The organism is Amycolatopsis iheyensis (assembly GCF_024703995.1).
Classification (GTDB): Bacteria; Actinomycetota; Actinomycetes; order Mycobacteriales; family Pseudonocardiaceae; genus Amycolatopsis; species Amycolatopsis iheyensis.
Map to the genome: position 1 here is coordinate 1 of NZ_JAMXQV010000053.1, position 14,612 is coordinate 14,612.

Consider the following 14,612-nt stretch of genomic DNA (forward strand, 5'->3'; position numbering starts at 1 on the left):
CCAGAACGACAGGGCGGCCACTCCTCGTAAGCCACCTGACGGGGCAGAAAACCATCAGCCACACCCCATCGCCCTGGGCATCCAGAACATCCCGTCCTGAACACCAACAATCTTATGGAGAACCATGACCACCGCCACCCCGGTCACCGGGGACGTCCGCACGGTCGACCTGGCCGTGACGGGCATGACGTGTGCCGCCTGCTCGGCGCGCGTCGAACGCACCCTGAACAAGCTCGACGGCGTCCGCGCGTCGGTCAACTACGCCACCGAACGCGCCACCGTGCACGTCTCCGCCGAACTCGGTGACGACGTCCTGATCGAGCGCGTCCGCAAGGCCGGCTACGGCGCCCATGTCCGCGGCGAGGACGACGAAGACCTGACTCTCATGCGGGTGCGCGACTTGCGGCGCCGGCTGATCGTCGCCGCGGTGCTGGCCGTGCCGCTGTGCGACCTGTCGATCACCCTCGCCCTGGTGCCGTCGTTGCGGTTCCCGGGCTGGCAGTGGCTCTGCCTGGCGCTGGCTGTCCCGGTGGTGTTCTGGGCGGCGTTGCCGTTCCACCGGGCGACACTGCGGAACCTGCGCCACCGATCGTCCAGTATGGACACGCTGGTGTCGCTGGGTGTGCTGGCGTCCTTCTTCTGGTCGGCGTGGGCGACGCTGTTCGATGGGCACGAGCCGGGCTATTGGGTCGGCTTCGGGCCGACCGCGGCCGGTGCGGACGCGATCTACCTCGACGTCGCCGCCGGCGTGACGACGTTCCTGCTGGCCGGCCGGTACTTCGAAAGCCGGTCCCGGCGCAACGCCGCCGGGTTGCTGGCCGCGTTGGACGCGCTCGCCGCCAAAGAGGTTCGTGTTCTGCGTGATGGCGTCGAGCTGATGGTGCCGGTCGGTGAGCTGGTCGTCGGCGACCGGTTCGTGGTGAAACCGGGGGAGGCGTTCGCCGCCGACGGTGCCGTCGAGAGTGGACGGTCCACTGTGGATGTCAGCGCGGTCACCGGCGAGCCGGTACCCGCCGAGGTCGGCCCGGGTGACCGGGTGATCGGCGCCTCGGTGAACCGCGAGGGCCGGCTGATCGTGCGGGCCACCGCGGTCGGCACGCACACCCAGCTCGCCCAGATGACCGCGCTCGCCGAGCAGGCCCAGGCGCGCAAGGCGTCGGTGCAGCGGCTGGTCGACCGGATCTGCGCGGTGTTCGTCCCGGTCGTGCTGGTGCTGGCGCTGTTCACCCTGGGCGGGTGGCTGATCACCGGAAACCCGGTCCGGGACGGCTTCACCGCGGCCGTGTCGGTGCTGATCATCGCCTGCCCGTGCGCGTTGGGACTGGCGACGCCGACCGCGCTGATGGCCGGCGTCGGCCGGGGCGCGCAGCTGGGCATCCTGATCAAGGGCCCGGACGCCCTGGAAGCCAGCAGGAAGGTCGACACCGTCGTGCTGGACAAGACCGGCACGGTGACCACGGGCCGGATGACCGTCACCGCCTGCCACCCGGCTCCCGGTCGTAGCCGCGGCGACCTGCTGTGGTTCGCCGGAGCCGCCGAAGCCGGCTCCGAGCACGCGATCGCGGCCGCCGTCGTGACGGCGGCCCGCGCCGAACTGCCCGAGCTACCGGAGATCGGCGAGTTCACCGCCCTGCCCGGACTCGGCGCCGAGGCCATTGTGGACGGTCGCACCGTCCTGGTCGGGAGTCCCCGGCTGTTCGCCGAGCGGGGCATCACTCCGGCGTTCGACGTGCCCGTCGGGGTGGCCGTCCCGGTACTCGCCGCGGTCGACGGCGAGCCGATCGGGCTGATCGAGGTCAGTGACGTCGTCAAACCCTCCGCGGTGGCGGCCGTGGCCGCCCTGCGCGATCAGGGGCTTCGGACCGTGCTGCTCACCGGCGACCACGAAGTCGCGGCGCGGGCGGTCGCCGCCGAGATCGGCGTCGACGACGTCCGTGCCGGGGTGCTGCCCGCGGACAAGGCCCGCGTGCTCGACGAGCTGCGGTCGGCCGGCGCCCGGGTGGCGATGGTGGGGGACGGCATCAACGACGGCCCGGCGCTGGCCACCGCCGACCTCGGCATGGCCATGGCCCGCGGCAGCGACATCGCCCTGCGATCCGCGGACGTCGTGCTCGTGCGGGACGACCTGCGCGTGGTGCCCGACGCGATCCGGCTCGCCGACCGGACGCTGCGGATCATCCGCGGCAACCTCGTGTGGGCGTTCGGCTACAACGTGGCCGCGTTGCCGCTCGCGGCGTTCGGCCTGCTCAACCCCCTGATCGCGGGCGCGGCCATGTCGCTGTCCTCGGTCTTGGTGGTGTCCAACAGCCTGCGGTTGCGTTCGTTCGACGGTTCCGGAGACGAGGAGAGGCTCGGCTGATGGCGAAGAAGAACGTGGTGACGGCGAAGAAGGGGTTGTCGGCCAACGCATGGACGACGATCGCCGTGGTGGTGGTCGCCGTCCTCGTCATCGGCGGCGGCGGTCGTGCTGCTGACCGGCTACGAGCCGCCGCGCCTGGTCTGGCTGGGCATGCAGCTGGGGACGACGTTCGGCGTCGCGTTCGTGCACTGGCTGATCGTGGCGCTGATCCTGCCGGAGCTCCGGAGCTACTGGCGCACACTCCGGTGAATCATCCGACGGCGGAGTACCGGACGGGCACGTCACGCATCGCCGCCGCGAGGTCGTCGCGGGCCCGCGCCACTCGGGAGCGGATCGTGCCGACCGGGCAGCCGCACACCGCGGCGGCGTCCGCATGGGACAGTCCAAGGGCCTGGGTGAGGACGAAGGCGTCCCGCCGGTCCGGCTCGAGCGCGGTGACGAGGTGGTCGAGCAGCACGCGTTCTTCGAAAGTGTTGCCCTCCGGCGACTCCGCGCGGCCCGCGTCGGTCTGCCAGTCGGCCAAGGTGGCCGGACGCGGGCGGGCCCGCAGGGCGCGGATGTGGTCGGCCACCACTCGCCTGGCAATCGACAGCAGCCACGTCCGGGCCGAGGATTCCGCCCGGAACCGGGGGAGGCTGCCCAGCGCCCGGACGTAGGTCTCCTGGGTCAGGTCGTCGGCGGACTGGATGTCGCACAACCCGGCCACGAACCGCCAGACGTGCGGCTGGGTCGCGCGCAGGAACCGGTCGAGGGCGAGCCGGTCGCCGCGGCCGGCGAGCCGCGCCCACTGGGTGATTTCGGCGTCGTCCGAGGAGTGTGGCCTCACACCGGCTAGTACGCGGCCCGGGCCGGGACGGTTCAAAGGACTTCGAGGAAAATCGCGGGAACCATTTCGCGACCCGGGCCGACCTTCTTGTCACGGCGAGGCCATTGCCTCGTCACGAGACGGCTACCGGCCGGGAAGGTGCGACGATGACTCAGAGCACGTACGTGGTGACGGGAATGACTTGCGGGCACTGCGTCGCCTCCGTCAAGGAAGAGGTCGGCGAGCTGCCCGGGGTCCGTGGTGTCGACGTCGACCTGATCTCGGGCCGCGTCCTGGTGACCAGCGAAGGCGTGCTGGCGCTGGAGCAGGTCGAGGGCGCGGTCCAGGTCGCGGGCTACCAGCTCGTCCGATGAACGGGAGAGGCCGTCATGCCGGCTTCGGCCAAGGTGAGCGGGTTCGCGCTGCTGCTGGGCTTGGTGTTCGGCCTGGCCTGGCTCCTGGGCAGCCTGGTGGGCCCGAGCCCCGCACCACGCCCATCGCTGCCCTCGGTGCCCGGTATGCAGATGCCCGGCACGCCGTGACACCGGCGACGGTGGCTTTGCCCGCGCAGGCCGATCCGCCGGCGCCGGCAGCTTTGCCCGCGCAGGAAGCCCTGGTGGCGCCGACTGCTTCGTTCGCTTCGGCGGCTCTGCCCGCGCAGGAGGCGCCCGCGCCTGCCGTCCCGGCAGGTGAGGAGATCGAGCTCGTCATCGGCGGCATGACCTGCGGGTCGTGCGCGGCGCGGATCGAGCGCAAGCTCAACCGCCTCGACGGCGTCGAGGCATCGGTCAACTACGCCACCGAGAAGGCGCTGGTCTCGATGCCGGCGGCGCTGACCGTCGAGGACATCGTCCGGACGGTCGAAGCCGCCGGCTACACCGCCCAGCCACCCGCGCCACCCGAACCGGAAGCCGCCGAGCCCGCCGCGGCGGCTCCCGATCTGCTGCGGCAGCGGCTGCTCGGCTCGGCCGTGCTCGGCGCGCCGGTGATCCTGTTGGCGATGGTGCCCGCACTGCAGTTCCCGGCCTGGCAGTGGGTGTCGCTCGTGCTGGCGACCCCGGTCGTCGGGTGGGGCGCGTGGCCGCTGCACCGCGCGGCCTGGACCAACCTGCGCCACGCCACCGCGACCATGGACACGCTGGTGTCGATGGGCGTCGCCGCGGCGTTCCTGTGGTCCTTGTACGCCTTGTTCTTCGGCGGCGCCGGTGTCATCGGCATGCGCCACGAGTTCGAGCTGACGCTCGCCGCCGACCACAACCTGGACGGCATCTACTTCGAAGTCGCCACCGGCGTCACGCTGTTCATCCTCGCGGGCCGGTTCTTCGAGTCCCGATCACGCCGCCGCGCCGGCGCCGCTCTGCGCGCATTGCTCGACCTCGGCGCGAAATCCGTCTCGGTTCTGCGTGGTGACCGCGAAGAGCGCGTCCCGATCGAGCAGCTGCGCGTCGGCGAGCGGTTCGTGGTCCGGCCCGGCGAGAAGATCGCCACCGACGGCGTCGTGGAGGAAGGCGACTCCGCGGTGGACTTGAGCCTGGTGACCGGTGAAGCCGTGCCGGTCGAGGTGTCGGCCGGCACCCCGGTCGTCGGCGCCACGGTCAGCATGAGCGGTCGGCTGGTCGTGCGCGCGACGCGCGTCGGCGCGGACACCCGGCTCGCGCGGATCGCGGCGATGGTCGAGCGGGCGCAGAGCGGCAAGGCCGACGTGCAGCGGCTGGCCGACCGCGTCTCCGCCGTGTTCGTGCCGATCGTGATGGCGCTTTCGGTCGCCACTCTGGCTTTCTGGCTCGGGTCCGGCGAGGACACCGCGGCGGCCTTCACCGCCGCGGTCGCCGTGCTGATCATCGCCTGCCCGTGTGCACTGGGCCTGGCGACGCCGACGGCGCTGCTGGTCGGCACCGGCCGGGGCGCGCAGCTCGGCGTCCTGGTCAAGGGGCCGGAGATGCTGGAGTCGACGCGCCGGGTCGACACCGTCGTGCTCGACAAGACCGGCACGGTGACCACCGGCAAGATGAGCCTGGTCGCCGTCCGGACCGTCGACGGCGTCCCGTCCGACCTGGCGCTGCAGCTGGCAGGCGCGCTCGAGAACGCGTCCGAACACCCCATCGCCGATGCCGTGGTGTCGGCGGCGCTGCGGCGGTTCGGCTCGGTGGGGGAGGTGCGGGAGTTCCGCAACGTCGCGGGGTTCGGTGTCCTCGGCCGGGTCGACGGCCACCGCGTCGTCGTCGGCCGCCCCGAGCTGATGCACCGGCTTTCGGTACGGCTGCCGTCGTCGTTGCTGGCGGCGAAGCAGAAGGCGGAGCACGCCGGGCACACCGCGGTGATCCTGGCCTGGGACGGACACGCGCACGCCGTCCTGGTGGTGGCCGACACGGTCAAGCCGACCTCCGCGCCGGCGGTGTTCCAGCTGCGCCGGTTGGGATTGACCCCGATCCTGCTCACCGGCGACAACGAGGCGGTGGCGCGGGCGATCGCCCGCGAGGCGGGGATCACCGAGGTCGTCGCGGAGGTCACGCCGGAGCAGAAGGTCGACGTGATCGCCGACCTGAAGGCCCGGGGGCACGTGGTGGCGATGATCGGCGACGGCGTCAAACGACGCGGCGGCGCTCGCCTCGGCGGACCTCGGGCTGGCGATGGGCACCGGGACCGACGCGGCGATCGAAGCCGGCGACCTGACGCTGGTCCGTGGCGACCTGATGGCCGCGGTGGACGCGATCCGGTTGTCACGCCGGACGCTGGCGACGATCAAGGCGAACCTGTTCTGGGCACTGGCCTACAACGTGGCGGCGTTGCCGCTGGCTGCGGCGGGACTGCTCAACCCGATGATCGCCGGCGCCGCGATGGCGTTGTCGAGCTGCTTGGTCGTGTCGAACAGCCTGCGCCTGACCCGCTTCCAGCCGGCCGGCCTGGATCACCAGGCCACGGGGAGTTCTTCGACACCGTAAACGCCCATGCCGTCCCGGTAAGCGAGCGCTTCCAGAGGGACGGCCAGGGTCAGCGTCGGGAACCTGCGCAGCAGGGCGGGGTAGGCGACGTGCAGTTCCAGACGGGCCAGCGCCTGCCCGAGGCATTGGTGCACGCCGAAGCCGAACGACAAGTGGTGGTTGGGTGTGCGCTGGGCGTCGAACCGTCCCGGCTCCGGGAAGCCGGCCGCGTCGCGGTTCGCGATGTCGGTGGCGGCGATGACTCCTTCTCCGGCCTGGATGAGCACGCCGCCCAGTTCGACGTCCGCCAGGGCGACGCGACGGCGGCCGGCGTGGGTGACCGTCAGCAGCCTCAGGAGTTCTTCCACCGCGCCCGGGACCAGTTCGGCGTTGGCGAAGACCGCGGCGCGGTCCGGGTTGCGCACGAGCCAGAGCGTTCCGAGGGCGATCATGTTCGCCGTCGTTTCGTGGCCGGCGAACAGCAGCTCCAGCGACATCGAGACCAGCTCCGCCGGGCGGCCCCTCGGTGGGGCCGGCCCCCGGGGGGCGGATCACCGCGTGTCGCACGCCGGGTAGCTGGTGGGGCAAGCCGTGTAGCGGATCAGGTGTGCGTTGATCATTGCCGCTACCGTTGGCCAGTTGTTGGTCGGCCGGCCGATCAGGTAGGTCCACTCCAGGTGGCTTGCGTGCAGGTAGTCCTCGCCGTTGTTGTAGATGTCGAGCGGGGTGAAGGGTGCGCCGGCGCCCTGGAACTGGGTGCCGAGCAGTTCGGGCTCGTCGATGTTGTGGATGACGGCGATGCTGCCGGTGAGGTTGGCGCACCCGGTGCCCGGGTAGCCCGTCACGCACTGCTGGCCCCAGGTCAGCTCCTTGGGCGGCGACGTCTTGTCCGCGGCGGTCTTGCCGAGCAGGTCCGGCCCGCCTTCCGCGACCCGGTGCGTGTTTTCGAACTGCACCAGCGCGCTCGTGTTGGCCTGGTTGCCCAGGAAGTTGTTCTGGATGGTGACGTTGGTGTTCGGGAACGCGGCAGTCGTGGCGGCCAGCATCCGTTCGAGCTGGCTCAGCTGCGTGTTGTCGTTGTAGCCCCCGCCGTCGGCGACCTGGGACGCGGTTTCGGTGAGCTCGATGCCTTCGACGTCGGGATTGCCGTTGTAGCGGGCCCCGAGGGCCTGCAGCAACGCGATCAGGCGGTCGTTGACCGCGGGCCGCCACACGGCCGCGGTGATGGAGAAGCCGCTGCCGCCGTACCACCAGCCGCTGGTGCCCGCCTTGGGCGCGGCGCCGTACGTTGCCGCGTCGGTGGTCAGGTAGGCGGGGAGCACGGTGTTGAGGAACCCGCCGGGGTCCTGGTGGGAGCTCCGCTGGAACCCGCTCGAGGAGACTTCGATGACCAGTTTCTTGCGGGGCGCGGGATTTCCCTGGTTGAGCTGCGCCAGTTCGGCGTCGATGGTCGAGAAGTCGTAGACGCCCTTTCCGGTTTCCAGGGCCGCCCAGTAGTAGTTGCCCTTCCAGCCACGAAGACCGGGCGAAGTGTTGACGACGTGGAGCTCGCTGCTCGCCATGCTCGCCGGCGTGCTGGCGGCGTGCCACCAGTCACTGGTCAGGTAGTGCCCCGGATGCCACTTGATCGCCGGCCCGGCGGCGGACGCCGGTCCGGCGGCCAGCAGGCCGGCGGCCAGCAGACCCAGTGAAACGATGAAGCGTCCCGCTCTCATGATCCCTCCCGATGATCGGCAGAATCGGCGCTTCGCACGCCGCCGGGAGATAGGTGCGGGGGTTACGACCGCTCCGGCGGAGGCTACGGTCATCCAGGTGTCAAGGCGTTGCGGCGAGGACGGATCGTGGTCCACGCCAGCAGCGCCGCGGCGGCGTAGGCCGCTGTCATCGTGACGCTCATCGATACCGGCCCCGGCCCGTTCAGCGACACCAGCGGCCCGACCAGCGGGCCGACCGCGAACGCCGACATCCCCAGCAGAGCCGCTGCCGCGCCCGCGCGGGCGCCGTGGTCGGCCATCGCCAGGGCCGAGCCGTTGGGCTGGGTTGCGCCGCCGGTGAACAGGATGACCGCCAGCGGGACCAGCACTCCGGCCAGACCTGCGCCGAGGAGCGCCGCCGACAGCATGGCCGCCGCGGCCAAGGCCGTGATCGTGGTGGCGATGAGGTACATGCGGGCCGGTCCCACCCGGCGCACCACCGCGCGGTTGACCTGCGCGCCGACGATGGACATCGCCGCGTTCGCCGCGAAGCACAGGCTGAATGTCCTGGCTGACAACGAAAAGCCGTCCTGCAGGACGAAGCTGACCGACGTCAGGTACGTGAAGAACCCGGCGCCGCCGCAGGCGCCGACCAGCAGGTAGCGGACGAACAACCGGTCGCGCAGCAGCACGCCGAACTCGCTCGGCCGGCCCCGGGAGCCCGGTGACAGCGTCTCCGGCAGAAAAACCAGCGCCAGCAGGAACAACGTCGCCCCGACACCGGCGAGGACGACGAAGATGCCCCGCCAGCCGATCCACGGCTCCAGCTGGCCGCCCGCCAGCGGTGCGACGATCGGGGCCAGCGCGCCGACCGTGGTGAGCACCGCCAGCAGCTGGACCAGCTCGACCCCGGACGCGACGTCGCGGGCGATCGCCAGGGACAGCACGATCCCCGCCGAGCCGCACAGGCCCTGCAGCAGCCGGGCCGCCAGCAGCACCTCGATCGACGGCGCCGCGGCGCAGACCAGCGACAGCACCGCGAACAGCGCGGTGCCGGCCAGCAGCGGGCGACGGCGGCCGAAGCGGTCGCTGAGCGGGCCGACCACCAGCTGGCCGAACGCCAGGCCGAGCATGCAGATCGACATCGTCGCCTGGGCGAGGCTCGTCGACGTGTGCAGGTCGGCCGCCAGGCGGGGGAGGGCGGGCAGGTAGAGGTCCATCGAGATCGGCCCGAAGACCTCCAGCAGCCCGAGGACCACCGCCAGCCGGCGCCTATTCACGAGAGGAGCCGCCGCAGCCAGGACAACCGGGCCGCGACGGCGGCGCGCGACACCTCCGCGCCGGGGGAGAAGCCGGCGAACGCGTGGTAGCCGCCGTTCCAGACGTGCAGTTCGGCCTGCCCGCCGGTGGCCCAGATCCGCAGGGCGTACTCGGTCGCCTCGTCGCGGAACACCTCCGCCGCACCGACGTCGATGTAGGCCGGCGGCAGGTTCGAGACGTCCCGGGCGCGCGCCGGGACCGCGTACGGCGACACCTCCTCGGTGCCGCGCAACGGGCCGAGCAGGGCGTCCCAGCCCGTGTCGTTGTTGTTGCGGTCCCAGGCGCCGATGCCGTCGTACTGCCGGGCCGACGCCGTCGCGTTCCGGTCGTCGATCATCGGGCACAGCAGCAGCTGCCCGAGCAGGGGCGGGCCGCCGCGGTCGCGGGCCAGCAGCGCGACGCCGGCGGACAGGCCGCCACCCGCGCTGGCGCCGGTCACGACGATCCGGTCCGCATCGGCGCCCAGCTCGGCCGCGTGCTCCGCCAGCCACACCAGGCCCGCGTAGCAGTCCTCGACCGCGGCCGGGGCGGGGTGCTCCGGCGCCAGCCGGTACTCCACCGAGACGCCGACCGCGCCGAACCGCAGCACGTCGTCGACCAGCCCGTCGATGCCGAAGAACCGGTTGCCGAGGATCATCCCGCCGCCGTGGATGCTGTAGAACGCGGGCGCTCCGGTGACGCCGCCGCGGGGCCGGATGATCGTCAGCACGACGTCCGGCGCTCCCGGCGGCCCGGGGACCGTGCGCTCCTCGACGTCGACGGGCCGGTCTCCGACCTGCTGCTCCAGCGGCGGGACGATGGTGGCGAAGTGGGCCCGGTTCTCGAGGATCGTGTCCGCGCGCAGCGGGATCCGTTCGACCAGGTCGAGGAACGCGGCCAGGCCCGGCTCGAGCTCCGGGTCGTAGGGGACCGGCTTCACCGCGCGATCCCCAGGACCCGGCGCAGCCACGAGCTGCGCGTGGCCAGCGCGTCCGCGGTGACCGGCCACTCGGGCGCGTAGATGTCGAACCCGTGGCACGCGCCGCTCCAGACGTGCAGCTCGGCTTGCCCGCCGGTCGCCCAGATCCGCAGCGCGTACCGGACGTCTTCGTCGCGGAACGGCTCGGCGCTGCCGACCTCGACGAACGCGGGCGGCAGTCCGGCGAGGTCGGTGGCGCGGGCCGGGGCCGCGTAGGGGGACACCGCGTCCGTGCCGGCGGCGTCGCCGAGCAGCGACCGCCAGCCGGCTTCGTTCGCCTCCGTCGTCCACGTGCCGAGCCCGCGGTACTGGCGGCTCGCGACGGTGGTGTTCGTGTCGTCGATCATCGGGCACAGCAGCAGCTGCCCGGCCAGGCGCGGGCCGCCGCGGTCGCGGGCCAGCAGGGCGACGCCCGCGGACAGCCCGCCACCGGCACTGCCGCCCATGACCACGACCCGCTCGGGATCGATGCCCAGCTCGGCCGCGTTCTCGACCGTCCACACGAGACCGGCGTAGCAGTCCTCGACCGGCGCCGGGTGCGGGTGCTCGGGCGCGAGCCGGTACTCGACGTTGACCGCCACCACGCCCAGCTCCAGGACCAGGGCCAGCAGCCGGGGCGTGTCCATCGCGCGGCAGCCGACCATCATCCCGCCGCCGTGGATGTTGTACAGCGCGGGCACCGGCCCGGTCCGCTCCCGCGGCGACAGGATGGTGACGGTGAGGTCGGGGGCGCCCTCGGGACCCGGGATGGTCCGCTCTTCGACGTCGACGGGCGCGTCGCCGACGACCTCGGCGGCCGGCGGGAACTGCGCGGCCATGGCCCGGCGCAGCTCCGGGATCGTCTCCGGGGTGAAGGGCGGCGCGTCCGGCTGGGTCACCTGCGCCAGCACCGGCAGCAGCGCCGGGTCGAAGGGGACGGGGGTCTGCTCGGACATGTCACGGTCCTTCCGGGTCGACGATGCCGCGGTCGGCCCAGAACGGCTCGACCAGGGCGCGCAGCTCTTCGGCTCCGATCCGCTCGACCAGCTCGGCCGCGGCCAGGTTGTCCTCGACCTGGGCCGTCGTGCTCGTGCCGACCAGCGTGGTGACGTTCGCGGGGTGGGTCAGGGTGAAGGCCACAGCCAGCCGCGCGGCGCTGGTGCCGAGCTTTTCGGCGGTCGCGACGAAGTCGGCGGCCGTGCGGCTGATGGCTTCGCGGACACCGCCGGGGTCACGGCCGATCTCGCGGCTCAGCTCGGTGCGGCCGGCGAGGATGCCGCCTTCGAGCACGTCGGAGGCCTGCATGGTGAAACCGTCGGCGAACAGCCGGGCGAACGGCTCACCGTCCGGAATCGACCGACGCGCGACGCTGTACTTCAGCTGCGCGATCTGTGGCCCGTCGACCCCACGGGCGGCGGCGATCTCCCGCAGCCGCCCGATGTTGCCCGCGGACCAGTTGTTGACGCCCCAGGCCCGGATCAGGCCGGCGCGGGTCAGCCCGGCGAGGTCGTCGACCAGGTCCTCGAGCGCGACGTCGTCGCGCCGCAGGTCGCCGAGGATCACCAGGTCGGCCCGGTCGAACCCGCCGCGGAAGAAAGCGTTCTCCAGCTGCGGGCGGAACCCGTCGTCGTCGAACGCCTCGATCCACAGCTTGGCCGAGACGAGGTACTCCGCGCGCGGGATCCCGGACGCGCGCATGACCGCGCCCCAGAGCACGTCGGTGTACGCCGGCGGCATCCCGGGTCCGCCGTAGACGCCGACGTCGAACAGGTTGACGCCCGCGGACACCGCGGCGCGGACCATGGCGACGGCGTCGTGGAAGTGGATCCGGTCGTAGATGTGCCACGAACCGAGGGAGAGCGCGGAAACCTCCACTTCGGACGAACCGACGCGGCGGCGGGGCAGGGTGGGCACGAAAACCTCCTCCAGTGGTCAGGGAAGACGGGGGTCGATGACGGCTTTGACTTCGTCGAGCCGGTGCATGGCGGCGATCCGCTCGGACGCCGAGGACAACCCGGACGGCGTCCCGAAGAGCTTGTCCCACGGCATCCGGCCGGCGAAGGTGCGGAAGAACGAGATCGCCTCGTGGTAGTCGGCGATGTCACCGTTGAGTGAGCCGACGATGGTGAGTTCCTTGCCCATCACCGCGCCCAGCGGCACCGGGACTTCGGCGGGCCCGGTGCTGCCGACGACCACGACCGTGCCCCGCTGCGCGGCCATCGCCACGGCTTCGCGGCCCACCGAAGGGGCGCCGGCGAAGTCGAGGACGAGGTCGCCGCCGTGGCCGCCGGTGAGGTCCCGGACCCGCTCGGCGATCTCTTCGGAGCCGGTGTCGCCGACGTCCACGGTGGCGTCCGCGCCGAACTCCGCGGCCAGGGCGAGCCGGGACGCGGGCGCGCCGACCGTGAGCACCGTGCCGGCGCCGGAGATCCGGGCGACGGCGGTGGCGAACAGGCCGAGCGCGCCGGCACCCTGGACGACGACGGTCGACCCCGGACGCACTCCGCCCGCGCGCCCGAAGGCCCGCAGCACCGTCTTGGCGGCGCAGCCCGCCATGGCCGCCCACGTATCCGGGACTTCGTCCGGCAGCAGCAGTTTCGCCGCGTTCGGGACGACGTAGGCGTACTCGCTCAACCCGGCCGTGGCGTACGGCGGGACGTCGGAACGCTGCAGGAACCCGTAGCCCCGCCGGGAACACGCGACCGGCTGGCGCAGCACGGTGCAGCCGTGGCACTCGCCGCACGTCGACTCCGACCAGCCGATCCGGGCGCCCACCGGGATTTCGCGGCCGAGCGCGTCCCGGGTGGACTCGCCGACGGCGACGACCTCGCCGGCCATTTCGTGACCCAGCACCATCGGCAGCATGCCCGGGAAGGACATCTTGCCCGACCAGATCTCCACGTCGGTGCCGCAGAGCGTGGCGCACGCGAGGCGCACGAGCGCGGCGCCGGGCTCGAGCTCGGCGGGCAGCGGGAGTTCGGTCAGGCGCAGCGGTTCGCCGTGCCCGGTCAGCACCGCCGCGCGGGTGGAGGTGGGGATGCTCATCGCGCTCCTTCCGGCGCAGCCGTAGGAGATCGGCCGCGTGATGGGTTAGTCTACGGTCGTTGACGAAAATGTCGAGACCCCACACGAACTTCGGGAGCGCCTGTGCCGACACCTGTCGCTGATCTGGTCCTGCGAGGCGGTGCCGTCCACACCTTCGCCGGCCCCTGCGGCGCGACCGCGCTGGCCGTCCGGGCGGGCCGGGTCCTGCGCGTGGGCACCGACGCCGACGTCCGCGCGCTGACCGGCCCGCGCACCGAGGTGGTCGACCTGGCCGGCCGGGCGGTGCTGCCCGGCATCAACGACGCCCACCTGCACGCCACCTGGCTCGGCGCGCTGTGGCCGGACACCCTCTTCGGCGACCACGGCGCGCCCGGCCCGGGGCCGGAGCGCCCGCTGCGGACCGGTGCCGAACGCCGGGCGGCGATCCTCAAGGCCGGTGACCTGCTCGCGCGGCTCGGCATCACCAGCTACACCGAGCCCGGCCTCGGCCCCGGCGAGGACGCGGGCAGCACCGGCGCGTTCGGGACCTCCGTCGTCGAGGAGTACCGGGCGCTGGCGGCGGAGGGCCTGCTGCGGGCGCGCGTCACGGCGTTGTGGCTTTACGGCGAGCTGGACGGCCCGAGCACGGTCGAGGACTACCGGGCCGGCCTGGCCGCGCTGGACGCGCACAGCCCCGACGAGCGGGTGCTGCGGTTCGCCGGGGTGAAGATCTTCGCCGACGGCATCCCGCCGATGCGCTCGGCCTACACCCACCGCTGCTACGCCGACGGCAGCCGGGCCCAGCTGCTGGTGCACGGCGAGAGTGACGCCGAGCGCGAAGCCAACCTGACCGCCATGGTCCTCGCGGCGCACCGCGCGGGGCTGCAGGTCGGCGTGCACGCCACCGGAGACCGCGCGGTCGACCTGGTCCTGGACGCGGTGGCGCGGGCCCGCGCTGAGCACGACACCGACCTGCGGCACTACGTCATCCACGGTGACCTGGTGAGCCCGGCGCAGCTGACGCGGATGGCCCGGCTGGGGGTCGGGCTGTCCGCGCAGGCCGGCATCGCCGTCCGGACCGCCGGTGTGGTGGACGCGGCGCTCGGGGCGGGCCACGCCGAACAGGCCTGGCCCTTGCGGGCGGCGCTGGACGCGGGCATCCCGCTGTGCCTGACGTCGGACGCCCCGGTCCTGGCCCCGGACTGGCGACGGGAGATCGCGGCGGCCGACACCTGGATGGGCCCGGCGGCCGACCCGCGCGAGCGGATGGCCGCGTTGCTGCGCTGCTACACCGTGCACCCCGCGCGCCAGGACGGCGCCGAGACGTGGAAGGGCACGCTGGCCGAAGGCATGGTGGCCGACCTCTGCGTGCTGTCCGCGGATCCGCTGACCCTGACCCCGGCGGAGCTGCCGGACGTCGAAGTGGACCTGACGGTGCTCGGGGGCCGAGTGATCCACGAGCGCTGACCCCCGGCCCCAAGCGCCCCAATGTGGCGTTGGGTGCGCTGGACGCACCCAATGTGGCGTTCGGTGCGTTGGACGCACCCAACGC

General features: G+C 72.6%; 13 protein-coding genes and 1 pseudogene. 6 read left to right on the top strand and 8 right to left on the bottom strand.

What is annotated here, in order from left to right:
• Positions 1-124: 124 nt before the first annotated feature.
• Both M8542_RS48810 and M8542_RS48815 read left to right on the top strand, forming a co-directional pair.
• On the top strand, positions 125-2,359 hold the full coding sequence (locus M8542_RS48810; RefSeq protein ID WP_257927282.1) for a heavy metal translocating P-type ATPase: 2,235 nt from the start codon (positions 125-127) through the stop codon (positions 2,357-2,359).
• A 105-nt stretch (positions 2,360-2,464) separates the two neighbouring features.
• Positions 2,465-2,608 (top strand): hypothetical protein, encoded by a 144-nt coding sequence (locus M8542_RS48815; protein ID WP_257927283.1) that lies wholly within the window; start codon positions 2,465-2,467, stop codon positions 2,606-2,608.
• A gap of 1 nt (position 2,609) precedes the next feature.
• Here the strand turns inward: M8542_RS48815 and M8542_RS48820 are convergent, their stop codons facing one another.
• The gene (locus tag M8542_RS48820; RefSeq protein ID WP_257927284.1) at positions 2,610-3,185 is read right to left on the bottom strand and encodes a sigma-70 family RNA polymerase sigma factor; all 576 of its coding nucleotides are present in this window, start codon (positions 3,183-3,185) and stop codon (positions 2,610-2,612) included.
• Positions 3,186-3,331: 146 nt separating this feature from the next.
• Between M8542_RS48820 and M8542_RS48825 the strand changes: the two genes are divergently transcribed.
• The 3 genes and pseudogenes from M8542_RS48825 to M8542_RS48835 all read left to right on the top strand — a co-directional run bounded on the left by M8542_RS48825 (position 3,332) and on the right by M8542_RS48835 (position 6,106).
• A complete protein-coding gene (locus M8542_RS48825; RefSeq protein WP_257927285.1) occupies positions 3,332-3,538 on the top strand; it encodes a heavy-metal-associated domain-containing protein in 207 nt (68 codons plus the stop codon).
• A 15-nt stretch (positions 3,539-3,553) separates the two neighbouring features.
• Positions 3,554-3,706, top strand: a complete 153-nt coding sequence (locus M8542_RS48830; protein ID WP_257927286.1) for a hypothetical protein — start codon at positions 3,554-3,556, stop codon at positions 3,704-3,706.
• A 176-nt stretch (positions 3,707-3,882) separates the two neighbouring features.
• Positions 3,883-6,106 (top strand): annotated as a pseudogene (locus M8542_RS48835) (heavy metal translocating P-type ATPase).
• Here the strand turns inward: M8542_RS48835 and M8542_RS48840 are convergent.
• The 7 genes from M8542_RS48840 to M8542_RS48870 all read right to left on the bottom strand — a co-directional run bounded on the left by M8542_RS48840 (position 6,073) and on the right by M8542_RS48870 (position 13,081).
• Complete coding sequence (locus tag M8542_RS48840; RefSeq protein WP_257927287.1) at positions 6,073-6,582, bottom strand: cytochrome P450; 510 nt, start codon at positions 6,580-6,582, stop codon at positions 6,073-6,075. The pseudogene M8542_RS48835 and the gene M8542_RS48840 overlap by 34 nt on opposite strands.
• 54 nt (positions 6,583-6,636) lie before the next feature.
• Entirely contained in the window at positions 6,637-7,800 is a 1,164-nt protein-coding gene (locus tag M8542_RS48845) for a hypothetical protein (RefSeq protein WP_257927288.1), read from the bottom strand.
• A gap of 89 nt (positions 7,801-7,889) precedes the next feature.
• Positions 7,890-9,059, bottom strand: coding sequence for a multidrug effflux MFS transporter (locus M8542_RS48850; RefSeq protein ID WP_257927289.1), 1,170 nt, complete (start codon positions 9,057-9,059; stop codon positions 7,890-7,892).
• Positions 9,056-10,018, bottom strand: a complete 963-nt coding sequence (locus tag M8542_RS48855) for an alpha/beta hydrolase (protein WP_257927290.1) — start codon at positions 10,016-10,018, stop codon at positions 9,056-9,058. Before M8542_RS48855 ends, M8542_RS48850 begins: the two co-directional genes overlap by 4 nt.
• A complete protein-coding gene (locus M8542_RS48860; RefSeq protein WP_257927291.1) occupies positions 10,015-10,992 on the bottom strand; it encodes an alpha/beta hydrolase in 978 nt (325 codons plus the stop codon). The genes M8542_RS48855 and M8542_RS48860 overlap by 4 nt, the downstream gene beginning before the upstream one ends.
• A 1-nt stretch (position 10,993) precedes the next feature.
• Positions 10,994-11,950 (bottom strand): aldo/keto reductase, encoded by a 957-nt coding sequence (locus M8542_RS48865; protein ID WP_257927292.1) that lies wholly within the window; start codon positions 11,948-11,950, stop codon positions 10,994-10,996.
• Positions 11,951-11,968: 18 nt separating this feature from the next.
• Positions 11,969-13,081, bottom strand: a complete 1,113-nt coding sequence (locus M8542_RS48870) for a zinc-binding dehydrogenase (protein ID WP_257927293.1) — start codon at positions 13,079-13,081, stop codon at positions 11,969-11,971.
• A gap of 102 nt (positions 13,082-13,183) precedes the next feature.
• Between M8542_RS48870 and M8542_RS48875 the strand changes: the two genes are divergently transcribed.
• On the top strand, positions 13,184-14,527 hold the full coding sequence (locus M8542_RS48875; protein WP_257927294.1) for an amidohydrolase: 1,344 nt from the start codon (positions 13,184-13,186) through the stop codon (positions 14,525-14,527).
• The last annotated feature ends 85 nt before the right edge of the window (positions 14,528-14,612 follow it).

What these genes read in the sequence shown, in the direction of transcription:
- M8542_RS48860 (WP_257927291.1), bottom strand. Translation starts at nt 10,992, where the DNA reads ATGTCCGAGCAGACCCCCGTCCCCTTCGACCCGGCGCTGCTGCCGGTG.
- M8542_RS48845 (WP_257927288.1), bottom strand. Translation starts at nt 7,800, where the DNA reads ATGAGAGCGGGACGCTTCATCGTTTCACTGGGTCTGCTGGCCGCCGGC.
- M8542_RS48840 (WP_257927287.1), bottom strand. Translation starts at nt 6,582, where the DNA reads ATGTCGCTGGAGCTGCTGTTCGCCGGCCACGAAACGACGGCGAACATG.
- M8542_RS48870 (WP_257927293.1), bottom strand. Translation starts at nt 13,081, where the DNA reads ATGAGCATCCCCACCTCCACCCGCGCGGCGGTGCTGACCGGGCACGGC.
- M8542_RS48825 (WP_257927285.1), top strand. Translation starts at nt 3,332, where the DNA reads ATGACTCAGAGCACGTACGTGGTGACGGGAATGACTTGCGGGCACTGC.
- M8542_RS48830 (WP_257927286.1), top strand. Translation starts at nt 3,554, where the DNA reads ATGCCGGCTTCGGCCAAGGTGAGCGGGTTCGCGCTGCTGCTGGGCTTG.
- M8542_RS48810 (WP_257927282.1), top strand. Translation starts at nt 125, where the DNA reads ATGACCACCGCCACCCCGGTCACCGGGGACGTCCGCACGGTCGACCTG.